Source organism: Paenibacillus senegalensis JC66, assembly GCF_000285515.1.
In the GTDB taxonomy this organism is placed as follows: domain Bacteria; phylum Bacillota; class Bacilli; order Paenibacillales; family NBRC-103111; genus Paenibacillus_L; species Paenibacillus_L senegalensis.
In genome coordinates, this window is record NZ_HE610957.1 from 482,106 (window position 1) to 507,889 (window position 25,784).

The window sequence follows — 25,784 nt, forward strand, 5'->3', positions numbered from 1 at the left end:
ATGGGATGAGGTATTTTCCTAAGGCAGGAAGGTATACAGATACACCGCTTCCGGCCAAAGGCAGTATTGGAAAAATGTATCGTCAGATGTTTTTTCATGTCCGTCAAAATTGGAAGCTGCTGCTTATCGTTTGCGGATCTATTATTTGCATAGCTTTATTGGAATTTTTCATTCCGCAGCTGACCCGGCACACGATTGACCATGTCATTCCGCAGCATCGCTATGACTGGCTTGGCTGGATAGCTGCAGGGATATTGGGAGCGGCTCTGATGCTTGGCATATTCCGATTTTTGAGCAGCTATCTGATGTCAATCATCGGTCAGCGTGCCATTTATCGGATGCGCAATGACCTGTATCGCCATATCCAGAGTATGGATATCGCTTTTTTTGACCGCAACCGCACCGGCGATCTCATGTCCAGAGTGACCAGCGATGTCAATATGCTGCAGCAGTTAATTTCATCCGGCATGATCTCTATCGTTACCGATGTCGTGATCTTCTTCGCAATCGCCGGTTACATGCTGTATACCGAGTGGCAGCTTGCTGCTATTCTGCTGGCGACATTCCCGTTTATGCTGCTGTTGATTCGCTTCTTTGGCAAAAGATTGAGAGCAGCCTACAAAAAAGTTCAGGAATCGGTGGCCAAAGTCAGCAATCACTTGCAGGACAGCCTGTCCGGCATTCGTCTGGTTAAAGCCTTTGCGACAGAGGAATATGAAAACAGCCGGTTCTCTAACCGGAATGAGGCGAATATGACCTCGAACCTTCGAGCCTCCAAGCTTTCATCGTTATTTGGCCCGCTGATCGACCAGCTGAACTATGTCGGCTTGGCTGCTGTTATTGTGTTTGGAGCCTGGCTGGCGATGAATGGGCGCATGACGACGGGAGAAATCGTGGCTTTTATCGCGTATCTTCGCCTGCTGCAAAACCCGGTCCGCCAATTCAGCAGAGCCATGAATCTAGTTCAGCAATCCGCGGCAGCCTATGAACGGATTATGGAAATTATGGAAACCAAAGCCCAGGTGCGTGATTCCGATACGGCCAAGCCGCTGCCTCCAATTCAAGGCCGAATTGTATTCCACAATGTTGATTTCGCCTATCAGGAGGATGTACCCGTATTAAAACAATTCAGTCTGGAGATCGAGCCTGGACAACTGACGGCGCTTGTCGGCTCTTCCGGGGCCGGCAAATCTACGATCGCCCATCTGATTGCCCGGCTGTATGATCCAGTCAATGGCTCTATAACGATAGACGGTCATCCTCTCCGGGAGGTCACCACACAATCGCTGCGGCAGCAGCTTGGGATCGTCTCACAGGATGTCATCCTGATGAATGGAACGATTCGCGATAACATTGCCTACGGCAAGCCCGATGCTGCGGAAGCAGATATTATAGCAGCGGCTAAAGCCGCCAATGCCCATGAGTTCATTACTTCCTTTCCAAAAGGTTACGACTCTCAGGTGGGCGAACGAGGAGTTCGGCTATCGGGAGGGCAGAAGCAGCGATTATCCATAGCCAGAGCCATTCTTCGCAACCCCCGCCTGGTTATTCTGGACGAAGCCACTTCGGCACTGGATACCGAATCAGAGCTGTTAATTCAGGAAGCCTTGGAGAAACTGCTATCCGGACGGACATCCATCGTCATTGCGCACCGCCTGTCTACCATTCAAAAAGCCGACCGCATACTCGTCCTGGAAAAAGGCCGTTTGCTGGAAGCAGGAACCCATGAAGAGCTGCTCAGGCATTCCGGACGTTATCGGCAGCTCTATGACATGCAGTTCCCACAATCCCGAAAACGCTCCGAACAAGAGTCGGCAGCTTCTTCATCAAGCTGAAAATAAAATTCAAAATAACATTGAAAAGATTTTGGAGAAGATTCCTTAGAGATTCTTGGGAGATTCTTAGGAGATTTTCGGGATGATTCCCGGGAAGATCGAGAAGATTCCTGGGGATTTTTGGGAGATACTTGGGATATTATTGAGAATGCTATAAAGAGAAAAGAGGATGACCCGTGCTTTCTTTTGGATCACCCTCTTTAGAGACTATCCCTGCTGGGCAAGATACCATTTGAACAGCGCTTGAGTCCCGCTATCTTCCTCTCCCATTTCAGCTAAGCGGTCGTACAAGGCCTTGGCTGTCTTCAAGCCCGGCAGTTCAATATTCATCTCTTCAGCCGATTGCAGGGCAATCGCCATATCTTTGATGAAATGCTTAACATAGAATCCCGGGGCGAAATCTCCCTTTAGCATCCGCGGTGCCAGCTGATTTAACGACCAGCTGCCGGCAGCGCCGCTGGAAATGCTTTGCAGCACAATTTCCGGCTGAAGACCCGCTTTGTCCGCATACACGATAGCCTCACACACCCCCATCATGTTGGAAGCTATTGCAATCTGGTTGCACATTTTCGTATGCTGGCCGGCTCCCGCTTCACCCTGGTATACAATTTGACTGCCCATCGCTTTAAATACATCTTGGACGTTATCAAATACCGAGCGATCCCCTCCAACCATAATCGACAATCGTCCTTCTCTGGCGCCTATATCACCACCGGAAACTGGAGCATCCAATGCAGCCAGCCCCCTGGAGCGGGCTTCCTCATAAATCCGCTTAGCCAAAGCAGGGCTGGAAGTCGTCATATCAACTAATACCGTGCCCGGCTTGGCGTGATGAACCAAGCCTTGTTCACCAAGGTAAACCTCCTTCACATCATGCGGATAGCCCACCATCGTTATAATCACTTCACAAAACGGGGCGAGCGAGGCCGGGTCAGCATGATAAAGCGCTCCAGCGGCTACAAGCTCATCTGTTTTCGCTTTTGTCCTGCTGTAAACATGCAGCGAATGACCTGCCTCCATTAACCTGCGAGCCATACTTTTCCCCATTACCCCAATCCCAATAAATCCTACGGCCGGTTTGTCCTTCTTCTGTTCGGTCACTTGTCCGTCTCCCTTCCATGTCTTTTTTCTTGTACTCGGTCTATTACGCTTTGATGATCGCATAATAAAACTGATAGCGTTGAATTACGACAGCCGAATGATAAAGCCTTCCTTCACTCCTTTTTGAAACCCGGAATTTTCATAAAAGCGGTGGATCTCCTGACGTTTGCTGCCAGTAAGCAGCATGACCTTGTAGCAATTCTGCTCACGGGCAAGCTCTATCGCTTGTGCCAGCACTTTTCTCGCCAATCCCCGATTGCGAAATTCCGGGTGGGTCACCACATTTTCTATAAGCCCGTACGGTCTCGCCTGGCGGGTAAAATTTCTAATTACGGCCAGCACACAGGTTGAAACAATCTTACCTTCACACTCAGCAACAATAATGCGCATGTAAGGATCCTGCAGAGCTTCTTGCCAAAGGCAGATGATTTTCTCGTTGACGGCGAGCTGCGGTTCATCCACGTGCAGATATGTATACAAATGAAGCAATTCCTCAAGCTCATCTTCCCGGATTAAGCGAATACAGGCTTCTGCCATCGTTTATGTCTCCCTTATTTCAGCAGCGGCTTCGATCTGGTGCAGTTTGTATTAGTGTATCAATGCATGCCTAACATTCCTTATATGAGATTAATCTCTGTAAGAATTTAATAATGTGTAAACTGGAAATGCCCCATCATACAAACGATTTTCCTCAAGTATACCATCTAAAAGTCCAGTGAAAAAGGTTATCAGAAGAGGCGTGCCGGGTGGTCATCCTTAAAACCGGTCAGACAGAGGCGGAACAGCGCATAGTTGGATGGTATAGCGGTTGCGAGTATAACCTCTCGTCACAGTTGCGGTTTGCTGCCCTTGTTTGTCTGCAGTTCGGGTTAACTGCCGCACAGTTTGCTGCAGGCGGGGGCAGCGGCAGGCGGGGGCAGCAGCAGTCCGGTATACTTCCAGCTTCACTTTCCTCCCGGCCATGCTATCTCCGAGGTACGCTACTCTCCGGGCTAGGCTATGTCCTCGTATAGACTAGATCGTTCATAACCTACAGCGGGCTTTATTTTTACTATCTGTCTAAAGAGGATACCGGATAAAAGCATTTTTTCAAACAACTTCAACATATTGACTGTCCAATCGGTCAGTGTTATAGTTAAGCAAAAACAAAGCTGTATTAAAAGGAGAGCCAGATGACAGACCTACATGACAAGCGACTGGAAAAAGGCGGCCAGACACGACAGCGCATTATTGATGCCGCCATTTCCCTTGCAGCGGCTAGCGGCGTACAGAGTGTATCCGCTGCCAAGCTGGCAGAAGTCGCTGAAGTTAGTAAAAGCAATGTTTTTCATCATTTCAAAACGATTGAAGAGCTTCTCTCAGCTGCACTGCAGCAATTAACTGATATCATGTTGGAGACGATGAGAACAAAGTTCAGTGATGCCGAACAATTTCTTGATCAGATTGGAAAAATGTTTGTTTCGGTGCAGGAGCAAGAGCAGCAGGAGCAGCAAGCCACGTTGTTTAAAACCTTCCTTTCCTTCTATCATGAAGGGTTGTTTGATGCCCGCTATGCAGAAATACTTGAGCAAAGCAGAGTGGAGATGCTAGAGGTTATCACGATTCAACTGCGCCATGTAGCAGTCGATGTTGACCAAGAGCAGTTGGAAGCAGCCTCTGCTTTGCTACTATCGCTGTGGGACGGGTTGGGGCTGCATTACATGAGTAGCGGCAATCACGCTAGTATTGAAAATGCTTGGAAGCTGCAAGCGGAGCTGTTTCGCAAGCAATTCTTTTCAAAATAAAGCCTCCTCCGATAAAAACGCTAATTTTAGATAAGGGGGGAATCCGGATGAAAATGATTGCCGTACCCAAGCTGCTGCATGAGCTTTTCGGCAAAAAAACAACTGGTTTTGAGCTTTGGCATGTACTGTTTTTTGCCTTTGGGATGAGCGCTGTTCTGCTAGGCTTCACTTTTGAGGAATGGAGCCATCTTCAACTGTGGAGGGTTGTGCTCCTTGCCTTGCTTTTAGTTGACATCTGTGGCGGTGTCATCGCAAATTTGACCTGGTCAACCAATGATTATTATCGTAACCAGCCGACTGCGAGACTTATTTTTATCGTCGTTCATATTCAACCGATCTTGTTCGCAGCGTTACTCGCGGATTATTTTCCGATTTGCCTGGCCGTATGGAGTTATACTGTGCTCGCTTCTCTCATCGTTCATTCACTCGCCGGCCATCCCGCACAACGGGCCATTGGTGCTTCGCTTGCTCTCCTGGGTGCAGCGGGTTTGGTGCTAAGCTCAGGGAAAGCGCTGCCCGCCCTTCTGCTCCTTACTCTTCTATTCTACATGCTTAAGGTAATTTACAGCTTCGGTGTTGACCATTACGCTTCTCGGACAAATGAAGAATGAAGCATGCAGCTTACGCGAGAGGCATGCACCTTGCGCGCGAGGCGTGCAGCTTGCACGCGAGGTGGCCATCGCACGTCGCGGTTCGGCTTACGGCTCCAGACTTGGTTCAATCTGTGGCAGAAGGACCGGGTTCTGGGTCATCTCATTGTAAAGCTCCCTTGTTCTAGTAAGGAGATGGTCAACAATATGATCCGAGGCCCGGCAACGGGCTAATGCTTGTTGTTTTCGCAGGATTGCCTGTCTCAACGATGGTGAGCAGACGAGCTGCTGGACACAAGCAACCAGCTGCTCTGCGGTATGGCTCAGAAGAGCCGCTCCCTTTTTTTCAAAGTACACTGCATTCTCCTTCTCCTGCCCGGGAAAAGGCTTGAATAGGATCAAGGGAATCCCGGCATGAGCTGCTTCGGTTAATGTGATCGCGCCAGCCTTCGTGACCAAGCAATAGGCCTGTTTCATCAATCGGTGCAATTCGTCGGTATATCCCTCTATGCGGATTCTTGAATGAGTCCCCCACACCTTATTCAGTCTCTGCTCTCTTCGTTTTTGCCAGCCACAAACTACATGAATACATATGTTTTCAATACTAAGAAGCTTACGGATTATTCCATTCAACTGAGACGTCGTTATGCACATCTCAGCCATGATCAACACCACATTCGACCCTCCTGTATTAAGCCCGCGGACCGCCTCATTAGCTGATTCATCTCCCCCTGCCTTTTCTTGAGCATAGTAGGCCTCCCGTACCGGAATGCCGGAAACGGTGATCCGGTCTGCGACCAGGCCCTGTTCGACCAGGTATTGTTTTACCTCGAACGTAGGTACGTAATAATGATCTGCTCGCGAATACAACCAGCGGTTATGTACGGAATAGTCAGTAACCACAGCTGCTGTTGCGAGCTTAGCCGCGTTTTTCCGGTCATCAGGAACCGGCCCGAACGGGAATGTGTAAACCAGCATCTGAGGCTTCTCCTCAGCAATCAGCTTCAGCAGTGTTGCTTTTCCCCAGGAATTCATCCATTGTGCCAATCTGTGGTCATGGGGCAAGCAGCGAGTCCAATAATAAGCCAAGCCGTAGTAGTTAAGGTTTCCGATTGAGAGCGTTGCACTATATTTATACAGTAAACGGACCAGTCTATCCAGTGGTGGAGAAGACAGATGGAACAGATCGATGATTTTTACCGCGTGGATCCCCCTTCGTTCCAATGCGGTTTTGAGCGCGAGAGAGACTTGGTTGTGTCCCTCCCCATAGCTCGCCGTTAAAATAATGACCTTGCTCTCCTGAGTCACTGCTCCAGTCCTCCATTTGCAATAAAAAGTTATGAAGGTAGTATGCCCGAAAGCAATCAGGAAAATCATTGCACAGGCTGCTGGATAACTCAGTGGCCTGCGATTGGCATCAGGACCTCAAGCGGAAACCCTTGCCGCAGCATTAGCTGTCATTACTGCTTTTTCAGCATCGAAACCCATGGTTCCCCGGCTTTAGCCACGCTTGTGACAATTGTCAAAGAGCTTAGTATCCCTCGCAGCTTCTCCTCACCAGAGCTGTGCGTACTATAAGCTAGATACGATACACACCTCTATTTTGTATATTCTGCACTAATTATTGGATATATATATTAATTTTTTGGACTATATGCATAAAGATTTTCTGCTAAAAATTCGCTACAATAGGTGTAATATATTTTGCTGCAGCGGAGGGCAAGAGTATGAAATTTGTTATCGCACCCGATTCCTATAAAGGCAGTTTATCTTCGATCAAGGTAGGAGAGTCAATGGCGAGAGCCATTCGGAAAGAGTGGCCGGAAGCAGAAATATGCGCACTCGCCATGGCCGACGGCGGAGAGGGCACCGTCGAAGCAATCGTCAGCAGCACCGGAGGGAAGGTTGTGCACACCACGGCAACCGGTCCGCTCGGAACTCTTGTCGAGTCTTACTGGGGCATCAGCGGCGCTGATGAGCAGACCGCTGTATTGGAAGCGGCTAATGTTTGCGGCCTGGCTATGGTTGCCGAAGACCGGCGCAATCCGCTTCACACCACTTCCCGCGGGCTGGGGGAGCTCCTCCTCTCCGCTCTCAACGCCGGCAAGCGCTCGTTCATCATTGGTCTCGGCGGCAGTGCCACCAATGATGGCGGCATGGGCTTGCTCTCTGCCCTCGGAGCAGAGTTCCGCGACACTTCCGGCAAGCAGCTCGCTGGGTACGGCCGTGACCTTGAGGCCGTAGCTGCAATCGACTTCGCCGGGCTCGACCCGCGGCTCGCTGAGAGCGACATCGTTGTTGCTTCCGATGTCACGAACCCGCTATGCGGCCCCGAAGGCTGCTCCTTCATCTTCGGTCCCCAGAAAGGTGCCGATGCCGAGCTGGTGCAAGCAATGGACCATTACATGGCCCATTACGCCAAGCTCATCGAGCGCCACCTGGGAACCACATTTCAGGGGCTTCCTGGCAGCGGCGCGGCTGGCGGGCTAGGTTTTGCCCTGCGGACGCTTGGAGCCAGGCTGGTACCGGGAGCGCAAGTCGTTGCCGAGGCGGTGCGGCTTGACGCTCATCTTGCTGACGCCGACTGGGTCATCACCGGCGAAGGCATGAGCGATGCGCAGACCCTTTACGGCAAGCTGCCGCTGCACGTGGCGACCGCTGCACGGCGCGCCGGAGCCCGCTGCCTGCTGTTATCCGGCAGCATCGGCAGTGACAGCGGCAGCCTCTACGAGACGTTCGACGGCTGCTTCTCGGCAGTACCCCGGCCAGCCGATCTGGCCGTATGCATGCGCGATGCCGCTGAGAACGTCTATACGGCCTGCCGCCAAATCGTGCGGCTGATCCGGGCAGCGGGCAGCCGCAGCCTGGACGGGACGGCAGGAGTTGGCGCTAGAACGGCCGCAGCGGCAGGACATGACGCTGGGGCGGCCGCAGCCGGATTAGACGCTCAAGGCAGCAGCGCCTCTTTCGTTGATGGAGCCGCACAGCCTCCCGCGCGTCCAGGGGATGTGCCCGGCAGGGGAACGCAGCCTAACTCCCGGGCAGACGGTGGTCAATCATGCTGACCGTCAAGCTTGCTGAAGCGATCGTAGCTGAGACAATGAAGCGGGTCCAGTGGAATATTAATATGATGGACCCAACAGGCAAAATCATTGCCAGCGGGGACAGCATGCGGGTAGGTCAGCAGCATCCGGGAGCGATAAAGGCGGTGCGCACCGGCAAACCCGTGTACATTAGCGCGGATGAGGCCATTAGCATGCCGGAGGCCGAGGCTGGAATCAATTGGCCGATCACATATGGCGGAGAAGTAGTCGGTGTAATTGGCATTACCGGCACTCCCGCCCACATTGAACCGGTAAGCCAGCTGCTCGTAATGACCGCGGAAATGATGATCCAGCAAGCGCAGACGGTAGTCCAGGAAGAATGGAGACAGACCATTACCGATTTGCTGCTGCGCGAGCTGATGCATGAGACTCCTCGGATGGAGTGGATTCGACAGCATGCCCAATCGCTGCAGTTCCCGTTAACGCCGCCTTTTCAGATTGCTTTATTGCAAACAAAGCTTAACGCCCCTTCCGCAGAGCTCCCAAGCCACGATTATGTGCTAAGACTGCTAGCCGACGGCCGCAGCAGCAGGCCTCACATCCTCCTGGCGAAACTGCAGCCTGAGCGCTACCTTCTTGTTTTTTCAGGGGTTACGGAACTAAGCATCAGGGATTATGTGGAGCATCTGGTCAAACGAGCATCCGAATACTCGCCAAGTGTCGGCATTAGTTCACCGGTCAGGCAGGTCAAGGACATTAGAACCGCATTGACAGAAGCCGAGCTTGCCCTTGACATCGCACACCCAGGCAGCTTATTCCTTCCTGGCAAGGAGGCTTCAGAGGCGGATTCAAGTGAGGCTATCGCTGTGAAGCAGCGCCAACAAGAGAGAACAGCCGGGGGGGCAATTACATTTTATGAGGAGATAGAGGGACAGGCGTTAATGCAGCTCATTCCTTCGGTTCATCGGGAGCGGCTGCGGGAGCGGCTGTCGCCTCATTGGACCCCGCGTCTTCAGGAAACGCTGGAAGCTTACTTTGCCTGCAATCTCAATATGGCGCAAGCCGCCCAACTGCTCGGGATCCATCGCAACACGATGATCTACCGGCTTCAGCAGTGCCGGGATCGGACCGGATATAACCCGGAAGTCTTCCACGATGCCTTGCTGCTGCAATGCATGATATGGATGGAAAAACGCAAGCAGTGAGCTTATTTATAACTTTGCACTGAAAATTCTGTATTCCATGTTTTTCTATATAAACGGTCTCAATCAAAGGCTTCTGCTTATCAAAATAGTGGGATAGCATCTCTTCAAAAGGCAGCGAATTCAACATATCTACCTCCTTTTCTAACCGAATAAAATAGGCGGGATTGCAAACCTCTAATAGCTATACGTCATAACTAGCCGCTCGGGCTTCCTGCTGTTCCATAAAACGGCCGCAATTGCGGCCGTTCGGGAAAGCAAAGCAGTTTGTCAGCGAAACCGGGGGGGGGGGTGTGGGGAATTACTTCTTCCGATATAGATTCATCGTCAAAGGAGCAAACACAATCAGAAGCAGACCGGACACCAAGAAAACCCAGGTAAGCTGCGGCAAAGTGACGTTGCCCTGCATCAAGCCGCGAACCGCAGCCACTACAAGGGTGATCGGATTGACCTCCACGAACATTTGCAGCCAGCGGGGCATTGTTTCCGGTGCAACAAATACATTGCTCAAAAAAGTTAAAGGAAACAGCACCATCATGCTGACTCCCATCAACGATTTTTCCGATCTTAAGATGAGGCTAAGGGTCGTCCATATCCAGGACAGACTGAAGGAAAATAACAATAGAAGCAAAACTCCCAGCACGACACCGACTACTCCTCCTTCTGGCCGGAAGCCAAGAATAAGGCCAAGCCCGATCATAATGGCGGAGGCCAGCGAATAGCGGACCATATCAATCAGCAAGGCACCGACAAGCAGAGCTGGTCGCCATACCGGCAGAGTGCGGAAGCGGTCAAAGATTCCCTTGCTGATGTCTTTATTTAAATCTAGGCCGGTATACATCGTAATCATCGTTACGGTCATAACAAGAATGCCGGGCAGTACAAATTGTAAATATTCCCCGGTCGATCCTGCTATTGCTCCGCCAAACAGATAGGTAAACATGAGCAGAAACATGACCGGGAAGGCCGTCACATCAAACAGCTGCTCAGGCACATACTTAATCCTCAGCAGCGCCCTCCAGGCAAAGGTTAGAGTAGCGCTCCAAGCGCTCGGTTTGGGCGGCCTTTCTTTGACTTCCATAGCCTTATGCAGTTGCTCCCGCGATGAAGATAGATTTGCGGCTGAAGCCGACACGGCTTTAACAGAAGCCTTGCTCATTTCGTCCCCTCCTCTTCCGTTTCCCCGCCGCTGCCTTCGACAGGGCGGCCGGTCAGCGTCAGAAAGACCTCATCGAGGCTTGGCTGACCAAGTGAAAACTCTGTAACCGGAATGTTTGCTTGGGCCAACTCTTTTAAAGCATCGGCCACTTGTTCCGGATCGGATACTAGCGCTTGCAGCACTGCCGGATCAGACGGAAGCAAAATGTCAGTGCCCAGCCTATCTGCGAGCAGCGCCTTGGCGGCCGGCCGTGTATTCGGATCCATCAGGCGGACAAGCAGTTTCCCTGATCCTACAGAAGCCTTAAGCTCTCCACTTGTTCCTTCGGCTATTACTTTGCCCTGATCAATAACGGCGATCCGATCCGCCAGTTGATCAGCCTCCTCCAAATATTGGGTAGTCAGCATAACCGTAGTGCCGTTATGGACAAGAGCTCTCACAATCTCCCACACCTGATTGCGGCTTCTTGGATCGAGTCCGGTCGTAGGCTCATCGAGAAAGAGCAGTTCAGGTGCCACCACTATACTGGCGGCAATGTCCACTCTTCTGCGCATTCCTCCCGAGTAATTTTTGATCTGCCGGGCGGCAGCCTCCTCCAGACCAAAGGCACTTAGCAATTCGTAAGCCCGTTCCTTGGCCTGCCTGCGGGGATAACCCATTAGTCTGGCAATCATGGTCAGGTTCTCAGCTCCAGACAAGTCTTCATCCAGGGATGCGTATTGACCTGTCAGGCTGATGCGGCTGCGCACCTGTTCCGCCTCCTCCACCAGATCATAGCCCATAATGCGGGCATGGCCTTCGTCTGGAACCAGCAAGGTTGACAGCATCCGGATCGTTGTCGTTTTGCCGGCTCCATTAGGACCGAGGAAGCCGTATACAATACCGCTGGGCACGGCTAGATCTACTCCGTCCACCGCCCGGTTAGTACCGAACAGCTTGACCAGGCCATGGGCTTCTATAGCCCATTCCTTCTGTATCGGCTGTTTACTGGAAAAAGCCACTGCCATCATCCTTTCCCGCTCCAAGTATCATCATACTTAATCAGTATATTACCTGGATGTCCCCAGCATTTCTTCTCAATTGCTTTTCTTGGATGCAAATACAAAAAAAGCCCCCAAATTCAGCAGCAGGCCTGTTTCCATTGCTTGTCCACTGCTTCGGGAGCTGATTTCGTTCCAAACGAAAAACTTGCTATGGTATATTCTTATATTCTTATCTCCTATGCATCCAATGATTGGGCTGCTTCGGGGTCCTTCTGACAGTTCTCGCACACCCCGTATACTTCAAAGCGGTGATTTACAATTTTGAAATCACCTGGCAGCTTGAGAGATTGCTCCATCGGACAAAAATCAAAAGTCAATGTTTTCTCACAATTCATACAGATTAAGTGGTGATGGTGATGGTGGGTACAGCTGCGTCTAAATTTCAAGCCACCTTCCAAGAAGTAAAACTGTTCCAGCCCGCCCATTTCGGTTAGCATTCGAAGATTACGATAAACGGTATCAAAGCTGACACCAGGATATTTGACTCTCATTTGCTCATATACGTCTTTAGGTGATAAATACCCTTCCGTCGTTGCAAATATATGCGCTAGCGTACGCCGCTGATCGGTAATTCTCCATCCGTTCCTGGACATAATGGCGAGCATTTGCTGGGTCAGATCGGCTTCAGCCATTGTAGTCCTCCTTTATTTGAGTATAGTACTATAGTGCCGTAAGTACTGCCCAAAAGTCAAGATTCGACACCGAATTGTCTGAATGGATTTATCTTCCCAGCTGATTCATCACTTACTTGGATGCAAACACTTCCTCTCGCGAAAGCTGAAAGCCGGTAGAGCGATCAGTTCGCCACTATGCCCGTCCCAGTATTTTCCTATCCCTAGCCTTTACCAAAAAAACAGCCGCCAGAGTACAGTGTATACCCCCGCGGCAGCATCATTAATGACCGGCACTTGCCGTTAATCCGATTTTTTCAATTAGATTCCGGCTCTCTTCATTTAATCCTTCAATCTGTACGGTTTTACCCAAAGCCTCATACTTTTGTACAACTTTGGCTATCGCTGTAACTGCGGAATGATCCCAAACGTGGGATGAGCCAAAATCGATAACGACCGTATCGCTATCTGATAGATAAGCAAAGGCTTGACTGAATTTAGTTGTGGTAGCAAAGAAAAATTGACCTGTTACCCGATAAGTGGTCCGGTTGTGGGCTGATGTCCGGCTTATGGCCAATTTGGCTGACCTCCCCGCGTAAATCAAAGCACTGAGGACTACACCGGTAATCACACCTAAGGACAAATCATGTGTTATTAATACAATCGCAACGGTTGTAGCCATCACGAGCGTATCGCCAACCGGAATTTTTCTGATGGCAGTTAGCGAGCCCCAGTTGAACGTCCCGATGGACACCATGAACATAACGCCAACAAGAGCGGCCATCGGAATCATTTTTACAACGTCTCCAAGCACAAGAATCAGAAAGAGCAGAAAGATTCCGGCAATCAATGTTGAAAGGCGGGTTCGCCCTCCTGACTTCACGTTGATAACCGACTGGCCAATCATGGCACAGCCTGCCATTCCTCCGAAAAAGCCAGTAACGACATTTGCCAATCCCTGGCCTCGCACTTCCCTGTTTTTGTCACTAGGCGTATCGGTCATATCATCGACAATAGTGGCTGTCAGGAGCGACTCCATGATGCCGACCAGCGCAAGCGATAACGAGTAAGGGAAAATAATCATCAGCGTGTCCCAGTTCAACAATACTTGCGGGATATGAAATATGGGAAACGAGCGAGTCAGTTCCCCCATATCTCCTACTGTATTAACGTTCAGCCCAAGTCCGATGGCCAGTAAAGAGACAACGATAATGGCGGCAAGCGCTGAAGGGACGGCCTTGGTCAGCCTGTGCAGCAAATAGATGATTAACAAGGTAAGGGCTACTAGCGCGTACATGACCCAGCTCTGTCCGGTAAAATGGGTCAGCTGGGAAACAAAGATCAAAATCGCCAAGGCATTGACGAAGCCGTTCATGACGGATTGAGGCACAAAGGAAATCAGCTTGCCGATTTTTAATACGCCAAACAGTACCTGCAGAATCCCTGTCAGGATCGTCGCTGCAAACAAAAATTCCAGCCCGTGATCGCGCACCAAAGTCACCATCAGCAAAGCCATCGCTCCGGTTGCGGCGGATATCATTCCCGGCCTGCCCCCGGCAAACGCAATAACTACGGCAATGCAAAACGACGCATGAAGACCGACCATCGGATCGACACCTGCAATAATCGAAAAAGCGATCGCTTCAGGAATTAAAGCTAATGCGACAGTAATTCCACTCAGAATATCCATGCGCATGTTGCCAAACCATCCTGTATTCAGTTGTGTTTTCAAAAATAGGTTCCTCCTGTGTTATGAAATGATGACTTTCCACTCTCAGAAAAGTCGGGGCCGATGTACACAAGAAGAAATTATACCTGTACAGCTTTCGGACGATCAACCCTCTTCGCTATCTGGATTTATGCAAAAATACCGTTATTCGTCTCTTTTCCTGCATATTTTGCGCTTACTCGACAATTTTCTTGGCTTGACAAGCTCGCATTAAAATTTCCACTCCAGGATTCCAGGGACTATCCAGGTAATCCAGGTACATCCAGAGACTTTCCAGATTCTATCCAGATAATCCAGGTACATCCAGAGACTATCCAGGTAATCCAGGTACACCCAGGGACTATCCAGTCTATCCAGGTGGCTATCTGTACTATTTAAAGCGTCGTATTAAAGCCGCGTTTCGGACAGGCTCCCTGTTTTAGAGACACCCCCGGGGAAAGACGCGTAATGTATGCGATAACAGTCATGTCTTCTCCAGTTCTGGCACAACTCCAGCATGAAAATAGCCAAGGCTAGCGGGCTTCGAGGGCTGCACGGGCTTGTTGCCTGCGGTTTGTACGAAATGTCGTACATATGCATGGGGTTGAAGGGCGATTACCGGAGATTTGTATGAAACGTCGTACAAATACAGGGGATTGAAGGGTGATTACCCAAAATTTGTATGACAAATCGTACAAATGCAGCGGATTGAGGTGCGATTACCGGAGATTTGTATGACAAATCGTACAAACGCAGGAGGTTAAAGGAGCTGCAGCCAGTGTTCTAGATGAAATTCCGTATAAAGTTATGAAATTGAGGTGAGGTACGATTACCCGAGATTGCTCATCATGTGGGGCATTTTATTTTTACAGAAAAACTGCATACATTTCGTCTTCACCGTCACTCCCAGGGGAATTGTATGCGGAAAACCGCATACAATGAGCCGAATCCCGGGGGAATCCGCGAGCTTTTGGCAAGCCCCACAAAAAAACGCCCGGCTAAATGCCCGGCGCTTTAGATGACCCCATTCGCTCTAACTCGAGAATTTCACTTCTGCTCTCATTCTGCTGATCTGGCATTCTGCTCATCTGCATTCTGCTCAGAATCTGCATTTTACTGATCCGCATTCTGCTTATCTGGCATTTTGCTTATCAAGCCATGGCAGCATTTCATCCGGATTACTAATCAGACCATCCGGCTTGCCGTCCAGCAGTAATGCTTTTGCATCATAGCCCCAGCCAACGGCGAGAATTTTCACTCCTGCCTGTTTGCAAGCCTCGATGTCCCTCAGCTCATCGCCAATATATACCGTTTCTTCCGGCAGCAGGCGGTTGTTTCGCATATAGGCCGAGATTTTACGGCTTTTCCCGAATAAATGGCGCGACGTTACGATCTCCTTAAATACACGAATATCATGCTGAAGCAAAAACTGGCGGATAGTTGCGGAGCGGTTTGAAGAGATGATTCCTAAGCTGTAGCCCTTCTGATCAAGAGTCCGCAGCAGTGCCGGGATACCATCAAAAGGCTGTAAGCGTTCGGCTGCGTCTGACATCCTCTTCGTCATCTGCATCATCAGCGCCGGCAGTTTGCTTGCGGGCAGATTAACCGCTTTTAATCTATCCGCAATGGACATTCCGCTTAAAGCCTCAACCTGTTCCTCCGTGACCGGCGGATATCCGTCATGCTGCTTGCGCAGTTCATGGTACAATTGAAGGGCCAGGCCTCTGGAATCAGCAAGGGTTCCATCAAAATCAAAAATCAGATTGCGAATCAACGTTGGTATCCCCCATCTCCTTTGTGATTCCTATATTTACGCTCTAGTCATCTGCCTAATTAATTGCCACGTCCCCTAAGTAAAATATTTAACATAGACAGCCAAAGCTAACAATCCGATAATAACAGCTATTGTATACAGGATGGTCAAGACCTTCCAGTTTCTCCCTGTCTTTTGGTCATATTCAGGATTGCCTTCCTTCGTTACTTTGGAATTGGCAACATAAATCGTCACACCTGCGGCAATAAGAACCAAAACGAAAAAAATCGCGTAATACCACAATTCACTCGTTGAACTCGAATCCATTCTATCACCACACCTTCTGTCCATTTCAGTACCATTATAACACTTTGTGTGAGCATTCCAACAAACAAAACATGCTTAGCGCATTAGTTCTGAAACGAAGACTGTATTGGGCATACTATAACTTAGAATAGCCAAAAAGAAAAGCTGGGCAGTTGTTGAATTTATGGCTAATTCGCAACATTTCGAGGGAGGTAACGCATGGCCACCGATTATTCAGATCTTAAAAAGAATCTGCCCGAATGGGTTAAGATGAGCCGCATGTTTGCCAGCAAAGGCAGGGTTGCTGATTACATTCCTCATCTTGCTTATGCGCCTGCGGATGCATTAGGGATTACCCTTCTTCCTCTTAATGGCGACAAGCTGACTGCGGGAGACTGTGACACTTCATTCACTTTGCAGAGTATCTCCAAGGTATTCACCTTGATTCTGGCGTTGATGGACAACGGAGAAGCACGGGTATTTGAAAAGGTGGGCATGGAACCAACCGGGGATGATTTCAATTCGATGCTGAAGCTGGAGCTCGTTGAGCCCGGCAAGCCTTTCAATCCATTGATTAATGCCGGCGCGATCGTTATTTCCTCATTAATTCACGGACAATCGATTGCAGAAAAATCGGCTAGAATTCTCGCCTTTATCCGCGAGTTAGCTGGGGACACTTCCCTGACCTGGAATGAGGAGGTCCGCCGCTCGGAAGCGCAGACCGCTAACCGCAACCGCTCCATGGCTTACTTTCTTAAAGACAACCGCATATTAGACGACGAGGTGGAAAATACACTGGAAGTGTATTTCCGTCATTGCGCCATCGAAGTGCACTGTTCTCACGTTGCCCGGATGGCCCTTATTCTAGCAAACGATGGTGTAGACCCTCAGATTGGCCGCTCCATCATCCCCCGGCGTTATGTGCAAATCGCCAAATCATTTATGGTTACCTGCGGGATGTATAACGCCTCCGGCGAATTTGCCATACAAGTAGGTATTCCTGCAAAAAGCGGGGTGTCAGGCGGAATTTTGGCTCTCGTTCCCGGCAAGCTGGGCATTGGCGTGGTCGGGCCCTCTTTGAATGACAAAGGCAACAGCATTGCAGGCGTTCACCTGCTGAGGCTTCTGTCCGAAAGGTACGATTGGAGCATTTTTTGATCACAAGAAGTCAGAGCGGCCAGAGTGGACGGTAGCTTGGAGAAGCTTCTCCCCAACTTCAGCTTCAGCTTCCAAAATAAAACGGGCAGAAGAAATCGTTCATCGCTTCCTCTGCCCGTTTATCGCCTTAATGACTACCCAATTTACAGATTGTAATTACAGATTGTAATCAGCCGCTGTAAAATTACGGCCAAATTCCTATAACCCTACATACATTACATTAAGCGAAAGCTTTACCCGTTTGCTCCTTCGCTTTATCTTTTGTCCCGATAGAATGGGGACGCCCGTTTATCGTTTACTGTCCTGAGCATTTTGAAAAATTCACTTGGGTTTATACAAAATTATATACAAAATTATGCAAAATGCCGATCTACATAGCTTAAGAGTATAGCTTAAAACTGCCAACATGTTACACAGCTTGCAGGTAGGCATTCCAGCCTGTTAGGCATCCCAGCCTGTTGGGCATTCCAGCCTGTTAGGCATTCCAGCCTGTTGAGCATTCCAGCCCGCCTGCAAGATGCAATTCTCCAGTTTCTTACACCGCAAACATTCGGTACTCCAGAGCCGGCCGTACCTTCACCCTCGTCCCATTACCAGGCTGTCCAACCGCCATCTACGGGCAAGTTCACTCCGGTAATATAGCTGGCTGCAGGAGAGACGAGAAATAGCGCTGCTCCGGCAACCTCGTCCTGACGACCGACACGGCCCAGCATCGTCTTACGGTTCAGTTCCTCGATAAAGGCTGCATCCGTTTGTTTATCCAGATTAGGAAACGGCCCTGGTGAAAGACTGTTAACGCGAATTTGATCTGCTGCGAGATGGCCCGCACAATAGCGGGTGAACTGCAGCACCGCGCTTTTACCGGCACCATAGTTGGGCGGATTGTTGGCGCCGCTGTCACCGTAAATTCGCGGATCTGGAGAGACCATTCCGTACATGGAGGAAATGTTAAGAATACTTCCTCCAGGGTTTTTACGGAAGTAGGGCACAATTTCACGGGTACAGCGGAAAACCGTTCCTGCTGCACCATCCAGCCCCTTAAACCAGACCTCATCTGACATGGTGTCAATCATCGCTTCCTTGCCATAGCCCGCGCCATAGGTAGCCCCGTTAATCAGAATGTCCAGCCTGCCAAATTTCTCATAAAATGCAGAAAATGTCTTGCGGATCGAGTCGCTATCCGAAACATCGCAGCGTTCATGATGCAGTCTGCCCTGTGACATCCTTTCCCCAAGAGCAGGCGGCAAATCGGAAGGATCGGCAACACCTACATGAGCGCCATGATCCAACAGCGCCTCAACTATTTTCGAGCACAGATAGCCCGCTCCTCCCGTAACAATTGCATATTTCCCTTCCAGAGAAAACCAGTTTCGGCTCATATTCCACGCTATCCTCCCCGATTAAATGCGCTTTCCAAATCTAATCCCCTTTAAAGCAGCCTGTCAGCGCCTTGCTGCTGTGTTCCACAGCAAGGTATTCACGACCTGTTCCGGAACATCCTTTAATCTCTTCATACATTCCTGGCGAGTCGCCTCCTCCAGCGGAGGTCCGGCGATCTGGTTAAGCGCCTCTCTCAGTTGGTCCACGGTTTCCACGCCGATGACAAGACTGTCGATCCCTGGCAGGTCCCTGACAAAGGATGTTGCCAATTGACTGACTGACAGGTTTGCTTTTACCGCGATTTCCCTTACCGCTGCCAGCGGAGCCGCAGCGATCTGCAGGTGGGACGGAAGCTCGTCATCCTGCAGAAATATAAGACCCTGCATGTAAATGCTGCGGGCGAACACCGTTTTCCCGCTTTGCCTCAGCTTGTCCAAGCCCCCGTTATGAATGAGACGGTGATCGAGAACATTAATCGGGATTTGGACTGCTTGGTACACATCTTCACAAACCGTGTCCCATAAAGTTTTGAACTGTTCATCGGTATTGGCGCCAAAGGAAACGCCGGCGTAACCGATGATACCTTCCTTGCACAGCTTTTCAAACACAGCGGTGATCGTGCGCCCGTGCGGAATCAGTTCTTCAGGATTATGCAGCAGCAGTACGGGCAAACGGCTTACATTCAAATCTCTTAAACTGCCCTCCAGCTGCGAAAGCATCTGCTGCTCCACTTCATCTGCCGTGAGTTGACTGCCTCCCTCGATTCGCAGCTTGGAAATCAGGGTAGGCTCGGCTTTGTTATGGAAGTAGCGGCCCAGCACCTTTTCTGAAGCTCCATAGGCATGGGCGGTGTCGAAACTCGTCACACCGCCGTCGATCGCTTCATTTAATATTGCAAAAGCAGCAGCTTCATCCGGCATTCCAGATTTATTGGCCACACCATAGGGCATGCCTAATTGAACTGTGCCGAGCGTTAAGGGAGAGACGGGCAATTCGATAGCCATCTTCGCTGCACTCCTTTCTACTTGGCCGTATAGCCGCCGTCTACAGGGATATTCGCTGCCGTAATATACCGGGAAGCATCAGAGGCAAGAAAGACAACTATCCCTTTCAGATCGGTATCGTTCGCCATCCGGCCAAGCATGGTCCGTGTACTGTAGCGTTCGACAAAATCATCCGGCGTCCTGTAGGATTGTATTCCTCCCGGACTAATACAATTGCAGCGTACGCCCGAAGGACCGTAGTAGCTCGCAGCAAATTTGGTAAAGTTGATCATGCCGCCTTTATGGAAAAAATAATCGGGGCTGACGGGAAACTTCCCTTCATACAGCCACGGATCGGGTCCGATCATTCCCTGCATCGAGCCAATTTGTATGATGGAGCCGCCCTTCTGCGTTTCCATAACATTCCCGAATATTTTCGTTAAAGCATAGATTCCTGTTGCATTCACAACCATACTCTGCGCGAACTTCTCGGTATCATCATTCCATTCACTCATCGTCCGGGCAACTGCGTTATTGACCAAGACATCGATCCGGCCTTCCTTATTAAGCAGCTTATCGCGAAGGGCCGTTATAGTTTCTTCCTGCGACTGGTCGAGGTACTCGACCGTGACACGGATTCCTTCGTTGTCGAATCTCTCCTGCAGTACGCTTACCTGATCCTGCTGCCGGGTAGTGACATAAGTGTTAGCGCCGGCTTCGGACAACGCTTCACATATTTGCCTTCCATACAGCCCGGAACCGCCGATTATCAAGGCAACCTTGCCTTTAAGCGAAAAAGATTCCAGTACGTTCATCGTCACCTCTCCTCTATGGTCAGTCTGCATTCCTATTTCCATCCTGGAATTGTGGTGAAAAAACCTTCGCTGCTACAGAACGATTCGGCAGCTCTGCGGCCCTTTTCCACTGTCTGCTAAACAGTTGCTTCTCGCCCGGTCAATCCTGATAGACGCCGCCATCCGTTGAAGCTGTGCTAAGCCGGGCTCCCCGCAAAGTCTGTATAAGCGAGCTCCAATAACCCCCCAGACCAACTACATCAGCGCCTACACTGATAAAGCGGTAGCCTATCTTCTCCAGATCAGGAACTTGTTCAGCACTTCCAACGGTACCGGCAAATTTACCCTTTTGGCGAGCGAGCTCGGCAATCCTGATACGTGCCTCGGTCACCTTTGGGTGGGTAATCTGTCCCGGAACGCCGATAGCTTGACTGTAATCACCCGGTCCAAAAAAGATCATGTCCAGACCCGGAAGCGAGATGATCTCCTCCAGCTCCTCCATAGGCTCTGGATCTTCAATCTGCAGGATATTAAACCGCTGCTCATTAGCCTGCAGCATATAATCGCTTAACGGCATAAGGCAAAAAGCACCATCTGCGTTACCTCCGTCCAAAGGCCTCAGCCCTACAGGATGGAATTTCGTCTGCCGAACGATCGCTCTGGCATCGTTCAAACTCATCACATGAGGAACCATAATACCTGTCGCATCCATCTCCAAAGGGCGGATGAGATCGCTGTAGCTGCCTCGGGCTACCCGGACGATGATATCTACACCGTAAGCTTTGGCGGCTAGAATCTGCTTCTCAATCGCCGACCAATCATTAGGGACATGCTCCATATCGGTCCAAACACAATCAAATCCGCTTAATGCAGCAATTTCCACCACCCGGGAATCTCCCAAGTTCAGCTTCGTACATAGTGCCGTTTCCCCATTCCTTAATCGCTCCAATACCCGGCTCGCGCGCAAACGCGGCTGACTTTGCTGCATGCTAATCCTTCCTTTCAAGCTTGACAAGTCTGCCTTTGAAAATCACTTGCTGAATCTGAATTCGCTCGTTAACAACTACCAGGTTGGCCAGTTTCCCGACCTCCAGGGTTCCCATTTCTTTGTCAAATCCGAGAAGTCTGGCCGGGTTGGCGGCCCCCATGCGAAACGCGTCTGTGATTGAACAGCCTGTATGCTTCATCATGTTATATACTGCTTTATCCATCGTTAGACGGCTGCCTTCCAATCCGCCGTTAACGTTGAAGTTGAGATCATCACTATCAGCAAAATCGTCGCGGTAAGGGAAATGTTCCGGCAGAGCAGCCTTGCCTGTACCCGCATCCGGCATCGCATCGGTAATGACAATAACCTTATCAACACCCTTGGTCTTCAGAATGAGCTTCAGCATCAATGGACGGACATGGACACCGGCCGCATCAGGAATAACTTCCGCGGTAATGTCATCGTGCACCAGGACAGCTTCGTCAAGCCCGACTTCACGGGTTCCGGCGAAGCGGCTGACTGCAGGAGTCGTGCCGGAAGCGTCCATCAGGTGACAGGCCAGCACTAATCCGGAAGAAACGAAGCGGTACAGGGATTCCGGATCGGATTCAGAATGACCTGCGGAAAACACAATCGGCTGATGCTTTGATGCCTCGGCGATGAACAAATCTTGGTCAGGCATTTCCGGAGCCAATGTCCAAATACGGATATGCTCCCCGGCCAGCTCCAGTAAGTCACGGCTTTCATCCAGGTCTACCGGGCGGATATTGGTGCGGTTGGCTCCGTATTTAGGGTTTAGAAAGGGCCCTTCCAAATGAATTCCGGCAATCAATCCGGCATAAGCGGCAGGCTGTTCAATCGCCTTTACGACCTCCTGCACGCCTTTTCTCATATCTTCACGATTAAGCATATAGGCGACGGTTGGCAGGATAGCCGTTGTGCCATGCGCCAAGTGGGCTTCTGCTGCAAGCTGCGGATACTCATGAGCCCAATAGCCCCCGCCGCCATGATTATGAATGTCAATAAAGCCCGGGCCTACATAGGCACCGCTGACATCGATGATGCTCGCATCTGCAGGCACGTTTACTTGATCCTTTGAGCCGCAGGCAGCAATCCGTTCACCTTCTATCAGAACAATGCCATCCTCGATCACTTGATCAGGCAGGATTAATTTGCCATTTACAATCGCTGCTTTCATCATCCTTGCTCCTCCCGGATATCCTCGAGATGAATTTCTTTACCGCCCTGCTCACGGCTTCTTAATCCGGCGATGATCATCTTCATCAGCTCTACGGTCTCCTCGTGGGCAAATGGACGAATACCGGTTCGCAAGTAGGCGATAAACGCTTCAAGCTGATGCTTAAATGCATAATAAGTATCCTTGGTGGCTGTCTGCACAAATCCTTTTGTTCCTGCCAGCTGCAGCAAGCCAAATCCGCCGTACATATCATCCGCAGCAACGACAATGAGGTCTGCGCCGCTGCGGTGCTTGAAGTGAACAATATTGCGTTCACTTGTGCCCGAATGGACAGCCGAGATAAATCCTCCGCCCATGATCGGATATACGGATTCCAGAGCGTGGATGCCGTAACGCTCCCAGCTTTTTGCAGTCGTAATCGTAGCCAGTCTTAATTCTCCCAAATCATCTATCGATGCCCGATAAGGCATGAACTCCTTGCAGTAGCGCATCGAGCTTGAGGACAGAATTGGCGCCCCCTCCTGGACCCACTGGTGAAAGACTTGCAGATCAGGCTCGTTATCCACGAGCGGCTTATCTACAAAAACCGGCAGTCCGGCTTCTACAAAAGGCCGGCATCGCTCCACATGCTCATGGCCTTTATCCGTGGCAATAATGACCGCATCCACTTCCCCAATGACATCCTCAGGCCGGGCGACCACATGCTCGATCAAGGACGCTTCGGCGACAAGCTCGGCGTCCTCCGGCCGGTCCGTCCAAATATGGGTCACCTTCGCGTCGCCAATGCCAAACGTGTGAGCCGGTTGTTTATCCAAATATGCCGGGATGCCCGGATAGGGGCACTCCGCCATTTTGTCGCGGTTGTAGCCATTGAAGATAGCGCTCCAGGAATAAGGATGACCGTTGCCATCCACCATTCCGAGCATGGCCAGACGAAGCGGACCATCCTTAACTAAAGGTCTAATAGACTTCGCACGCATATGCAGGTAACATTCCTTTCTGCTCTAGAATCGACACGAATTGCAGTAGTGGCTATATGCGATTTTTACGCCTTAGGAGAGCTTGATTACCTGACCGCCATCTACCACCAGGCAGTGCCCGGTAATATAGCGGGATTCTTCACTGGCTAAGAAGAGCACAACATCAGCGATTTCATCCGGCTGGCCAACACGCCCCATCGGCACTGATTTCAAGTATTCCGTAATGACCGCCTCATTCTGAATGGCCGGTCGGGTTAAGCGGGTTTCGATAAAGCCGGGACAGACTGCATTGACCCGGATACCGGACTGCGCCAATTCCAGAGCCAGCGACATCGTTAATAAGTTCAATCCGCCCTTGCTAGCATTATAATGAGCTTGATTGGCTTCGGCTTGAATGCCGTTAACGCTGGAAGTATTGACGATCGTCCCGGTTTTACCGCTCTCAATCCATTCCCGTGCCATGCGTTGTGAAGCCAGGAATGGTGCCTTCAAATTAATGGTCAGATGCTGATCCCAATCTTCCTCGCTAATTTCCAGCAGGGGCGCAGGACGGCAAATGCCGGCGTTATTAACAAGCACATCTATGCCGCCGAACGCTTCCAGACTTGCATCAATCATCCGGTCAAGCTGCACTTTGTCCTGCAGGTCCGCTTCAATTGGCAATACCTCCCCCCCTTCTGCCCGAAGCAGCGACACGGTTTCCTCCAGCGCTTTGACCTCCCTGTCCGCAATAGCAAGCCGGGCGCCTTCACGAACAAATTTCAAAGCGATTGCCTGCCCGATGCCCTGTGAGCCCCCGGTTAACAAGACAGCTTTGCTTTTCAATCTCACGCCTGCACCTTCCCTCCGGAAACGGTTTTGATCCTGGCTAATGCCCGCTCGATTGCAGCTAATGTATCTTGAACCTCCTTCTCGCTGTGCACAGCGGAAATGTACCACAATCCGCTAGGGCGTACGAGCACTCCTTCTTCAAGCAGCAAGGCAGCAAACTCGGAATATTTGCGCGCATCCCTCTCTTGGAATACAGCGAAATCCCGCACTTCCTTCGCTTCAGTAAACATAAAGTGAAACACCGGACCGATCTGGTTGAGTAATCCCGGAATTTCATGCTTTTGCAGAGCCTTGCGTATGCCTTCGACCAGCTCGGTAGCCAGCTTTTCCATACGGGCAAAGGCCGCTCCGTTGTCTTTAGTCAGTTCTTCGATAACAGCTAGAGCAGAATAAACAGCAAGACCGTTGCCGTTTAGCGTTCCGAGATGGTTAATGGCACCTGACTCAATCTGATTCATCAGCTCAGCTTTTCCGCCAACCGCACTGATGGCGGAGCCACCGCCAAGCGCTTTACCTACCGTCGTCAAATCGGCAATGACGCCGAATCGCTCCTGGGCGCCACCCGGTCCAAGGCGAAATCCGGTAATAACCTCATCTAAAATCAACACGGTGCCTTCCTGAGCTGTCAGCTCTCGCAATCGCTCCAAGTAGCCCTCTTTCGGTAAGATGCAGCCGTTATTACACATGACAGGCTCGGAAATCACTGCGGCAATCTCACCTTTGTGCTGTTCGAACGCTTGCTCCAGCTTTTGAACATCGTTCCAGGGAACGAGAACAATGTCCTCCAAAGCTTTGGAGCTTTGTCCGCCGGTCCCGGGCGCTACCGCTTCCGAGTTTTGCTGCGCCGTTTGAGATCCCATATCCGGGGTTGGAAATGCGGTAAAGATACTATCTGACCAACCGTGGAAGTGACCTTCGAAACGGATCACCTTGCGTCTGCCTGTAAACTGCTTAGCCAGGCGCAGAGCCAGCATAACGGCCTCTGTTCCGGATCCGCTCAATGCGACTTGATCTGCTGCCGGCAGAAGCTCCACCAGCTTTTTAGCCAGTTTGATTTCTCCTTCATGCTGCAGGCCATAGGTCGCGCCCTTGTCAATAGCTTTCGCAATCGCCTCATTCAGGGCCGGGTTAGCATGACCCAGAATTAGCGGGCCGTAAGCTAGCAAATAGTCAATGTACTCATTGCCGTCAACATCTTTTACGCGCGCGCCGCGGGCTTCTTCTACATATAGCGGAACAGGCAGCATAGAAGCGCGCAAGGAACTGGCTACCCCGCCGGCAAGATATTGTTTCGATTCTGCTAACAATTGTTGAGACTTTGTTATTTTCAGCATGG

The 25,784-nt window shown here is 50.6% G+C and carries 24 protein-coding genes; 6 read left to right on the forward strand and 18 right to left on the reverse strand.

Annotation, left to right across the window (positions count from 1 at the left end; translation table 11 throughout):
* The first annotated feature begins 5 nt into the window (after positions 1 to 5).
* On the forward strand, positions 6 to 1,835 hold the full coding sequence (locus PSHG_RS02410; protein WP_010268917.1) for an ABC transporter ATP-binding protein: 1,830 nt from the start codon (positions 6 to 8) through the stop codon (positions 1,833 to 1,835).
* Positions 1,836 to 2,042: 207 nt separating this feature from the next.
* On the opposite strand, the gene PSHG_RS02415 is transcribed toward PSHG_RS02410, so the two are convergent.
* The 3 genes from PSHG_RS02415 to PSHG_RS30365 form a co-directional block, all read right to left on the reverse strand.
* Positions 2,043 to 2,999 (reverse strand): NAD(P)-dependent oxidoreductase, encoded by a 957-nt coding sequence (locus PSHG_RS02415; RefSeq protein ID WP_081505036.1) that lies wholly within the window; start codon positions 2,997 to 2,999, stop codon positions 2,043 to 2,045.
* A gap of 21 nt (positions 3,000 to 3,020) precedes the next feature.
* On the reverse strand, positions 3,021 to 3,473 hold the full coding sequence (locus PSHG_RS02420; RefSeq protein ID WP_010268924.1) for a GNAT family N-acetyltransferase: 453 nt from the start codon (positions 3,471 to 3,473) through the stop codon (positions 3,021 to 3,023).
* A 219-nt stretch (positions 3,474 to 3,692) separates the two neighbouring features.
* Positions 3,693 to 3,884, reverse strand: coding sequence for a hypothetical protein (locus PSHG_RS30365; RefSeq protein WP_148497613.1), 192 nt, complete (start codon positions 3,882 to 3,884; stop codon positions 3,693 to 3,695).
* 224 nt (positions 3,885 to 4,108) lie between these two features.
* Here PSHG_RS30365 and PSHG_RS02430 point away from each other — a divergent pair, with 224 nt between their 5' ends.
* Together PSHG_RS02430 and PSHG_RS02435 are read left to right on the forward strand one after the other, a co-directional pair.
* Positions 4,109 to 4,720 (forward strand): TetR/AcrR family transcriptional regulator, encoded by a 612-nt coding sequence (locus tag PSHG_RS02430; RefSeq protein WP_010268929.1) that lies wholly within the window; start codon positions 4,109 to 4,111, stop codon positions 4,718 to 4,720.
* 47 nt (positions 4,721 to 4,767) lie between these two features.
* The gene (locus tag PSHG_RS02435) at positions 4,768 to 5,331 is read left to right on the forward strand and encodes a hypothetical protein (RefSeq protein ID WP_010268934.1); all 564 of its coding nucleotides are present in this window, start codon (positions 4,768 to 4,770) and stop codon (positions 5,329 to 5,331) included.
* Between the two features lie 87 nt (positions 5,332 to 5,418).
* Here the strand turns inward: PSHG_RS02435 and PSHG_RS26440 are convergent, their stop codons facing one another.
* Positions 5,419 to 6,618: an MGDG synthase family glycosyltransferase gene (locus tag PSHG_RS26440; RefSeq protein ID WP_010268937.1), complete on the reverse strand. Its 1,200-nt coding sequence runs from the start codon at positions 6,616 to 6,618 to the stop codon at positions 5,419 to 5,421.
* Positions 6,619 to 7,037: 419 nt separating this feature from the next.
* Between PSHG_RS26440 and PSHG_RS26445 the strand changes: the two genes are divergently transcribed.
* Positions 7,038 to 8,375, forward strand: coding sequence for a glycerate kinase (locus PSHG_RS26445; protein ID WP_010268940.1), 1,338 nt, complete (start codon positions 7,038 to 7,040; stop codon positions 8,373 to 8,375).
* On the forward strand, positions 8,369 to 9,559 hold the full coding sequence (locus PSHG_RS02450) for a CdaR family transcriptional regulator (RefSeq protein WP_010268942.1): 1,191 nt from the start codon (positions 8,369 to 8,371) through the stop codon (positions 9,557 to 9,559). Before PSHG_RS26445 ends, PSHG_RS02450 begins: the two co-directional genes overlap by 7 nt.
* A 298-nt stretch (positions 9,560 to 9,857) precedes the next feature.
* On the opposite strand, the gene PSHG_RS02455 is transcribed toward PSHG_RS02450, so the two are convergent.
* From PSHG_RS02455 to PSHG_RS02480, 6 genes are all read right to left on the reverse strand, one after another.
* Positions 9,858 to 10,715, reverse strand: coding sequence for an ABC transporter permease (locus PSHG_RS02455; protein WP_010268945.1), 858 nt, complete (start codon positions 10,713 to 10,715; stop codon positions 9,858 to 9,860).
* Positions 10,712 to 11,725: a daunorubicin resistance protein DrrA family ABC transporter ATP-binding protein gene (locus PSHG_RS02460; RefSeq protein ID WP_010268946.1), complete on the reverse strand. Its 1,014-nt coding sequence runs from the start codon at positions 11,723 to 11,725 to the stop codon at positions 10,712 to 10,714. The genes PSHG_RS02455 and PSHG_RS02460 overlap by 4 nt, the downstream gene beginning before the upstream one ends.
* Positions 11,726 to 11,934: 209 nt before the next feature.
* A complete protein-coding gene (locus PSHG_RS02465; protein WP_010268950.1) occupies positions 11,935 to 12,390 on the reverse strand; it encodes a Fur family transcriptional regulator in 456 nt (151 codons plus the stop codon).
* Between the two features lie 262 nt (positions 12,391 to 12,652).
* Positions 12,653 to 14,101, reverse strand: coding sequence for a SulP family inorganic anion transporter (locus PSHG_RS02470; protein ID WP_010268954.1), 1,449 nt, complete (start codon positions 14,099 to 14,101; stop codon positions 12,653 to 12,655).
* A gap of 1,108 nt (positions 14,102 to 15,209) precedes the next feature.
* Complete coding sequence (locus PSHG_RS26450; protein WP_010268958.1) at positions 15,210 to 15,851, reverse strand: HAD-IA family hydrolase; 642 nt, start codon at positions 15,849 to 15,851, stop codon at positions 15,210 to 15,212.
* A gap of 75 nt (positions 15,852 to 15,926) precedes the next feature.
* Entirely contained in the window at positions 15,927 to 16,157 is a 231-nt protein-coding gene (locus tag PSHG_RS02480; protein WP_010268961.1) for a hypothetical protein, read from the reverse strand.
* A 198-nt stretch (positions 16,158 to 16,355) separates the two neighbouring features.
* On the opposite strand from PSHG_RS02480, the gene glsA reads away from it, so the two are divergent.
* Positions 16,356 to 17,294 (forward strand): glutaminase A, encoded by a 939-nt coding sequence (glsA, locus tag PSHG_RS02485; RefSeq protein WP_010268964.1) that lies wholly within the window; start codon positions 16,356 to 16,358, stop codon positions 17,292 to 17,294.
* 590 nt (positions 17,295 to 17,884) lie between these two features.
* Here glsA and PSHG_RS02490 read toward each other — a convergent pair.
* The 8 genes from PSHG_RS02490 to PSHG_RS02525 all read right to left on the reverse strand — a co-directional run bounded on the left by PSHG_RS02490 (position 17,885) and on the right by PSHG_RS02525 (position 25,782).
* Positions 17,885 to 18,673, reverse strand: a complete 789-nt coding sequence (locus tag PSHG_RS02490) for an SDR family oxidoreductase (protein WP_010268968.1) — start codon at positions 18,671 to 18,673, stop codon at positions 17,885 to 17,887.
* Positions 18,674 to 18,736: 63 nt separating this feature from the next.
* Positions 18,737 to 19,678, reverse strand: coding sequence for an aldo/keto reductase (locus PSHG_RS02495; protein WP_010268971.1), 942 nt, complete (start codon positions 19,676 to 19,678; stop codon positions 18,737 to 18,739).
* Positions 19,679 to 19,695: 17 nt separating this feature from the next.
* Complete coding sequence (locus PSHG_RS02500) at positions 19,696 to 20,472, reverse strand: SDR family oxidoreductase (RefSeq protein WP_010268974.1); 777 nt, start codon at positions 20,470 to 20,472, stop codon at positions 19,696 to 19,698.
* Between the two features lie 139 nt (positions 20,473 to 20,611).
* Positions 20,612 to 21,439, reverse strand: a complete 828-nt coding sequence (locus PSHG_RS02505; protein WP_010268978.1) for an HpcH/HpaI aldolase family protein — start codon at positions 21,437 to 21,439, stop codon at positions 20,612 to 20,614.
* A 1-nt stretch (position 21,440) separates the two neighbouring features.
* The gene (locus PSHG_RS02510) at positions 21,441 to 22,640 is read right to left on the reverse strand and encodes an N-acetylglucosamine-6-phosphate deacetylase (RefSeq protein ID WP_010268982.1); all 1,200 of its coding nucleotides are present in this window, start codon (positions 22,638 to 22,640) and stop codon (positions 21,441 to 21,443) included.
* On the reverse strand, positions 22,637 to 23,617 hold the full coding sequence (locus PSHG_RS02515; protein ID WP_010268985.1) for a Gfo/Idh/MocA family oxidoreductase: 981 nt from the start codon (positions 23,615 to 23,617) through the stop codon (positions 22,637 to 22,639). Before PSHG_RS02515 ends, PSHG_RS02510 begins: the two co-directional genes overlap by 4 nt.
* 72 nt (positions 23,618 to 23,689) lie before the next feature.
* Positions 23,690 to 24,448 (reverse strand): SDR family NAD(P)-dependent oxidoreductase, encoded by a 759-nt coding sequence (locus tag PSHG_RS02520; protein WP_010268988.1) that lies wholly within the window; start codon positions 24,446 to 24,448, stop codon positions 23,690 to 23,692.
* Positions 24,445 to 25,782 (reverse strand): aspartate aminotransferase family protein, encoded by a 1,338-nt coding sequence (locus tag PSHG_RS02525; protein WP_010268990.1) that lies wholly within the window; start codon positions 25,780 to 25,782, stop codon positions 24,445 to 24,447. Before PSHG_RS02525 ends, PSHG_RS02520 begins: the two co-directional genes overlap by 4 nt.
* Positions 25,783 to 25,784: the final 2 nt, after the last annotated feature.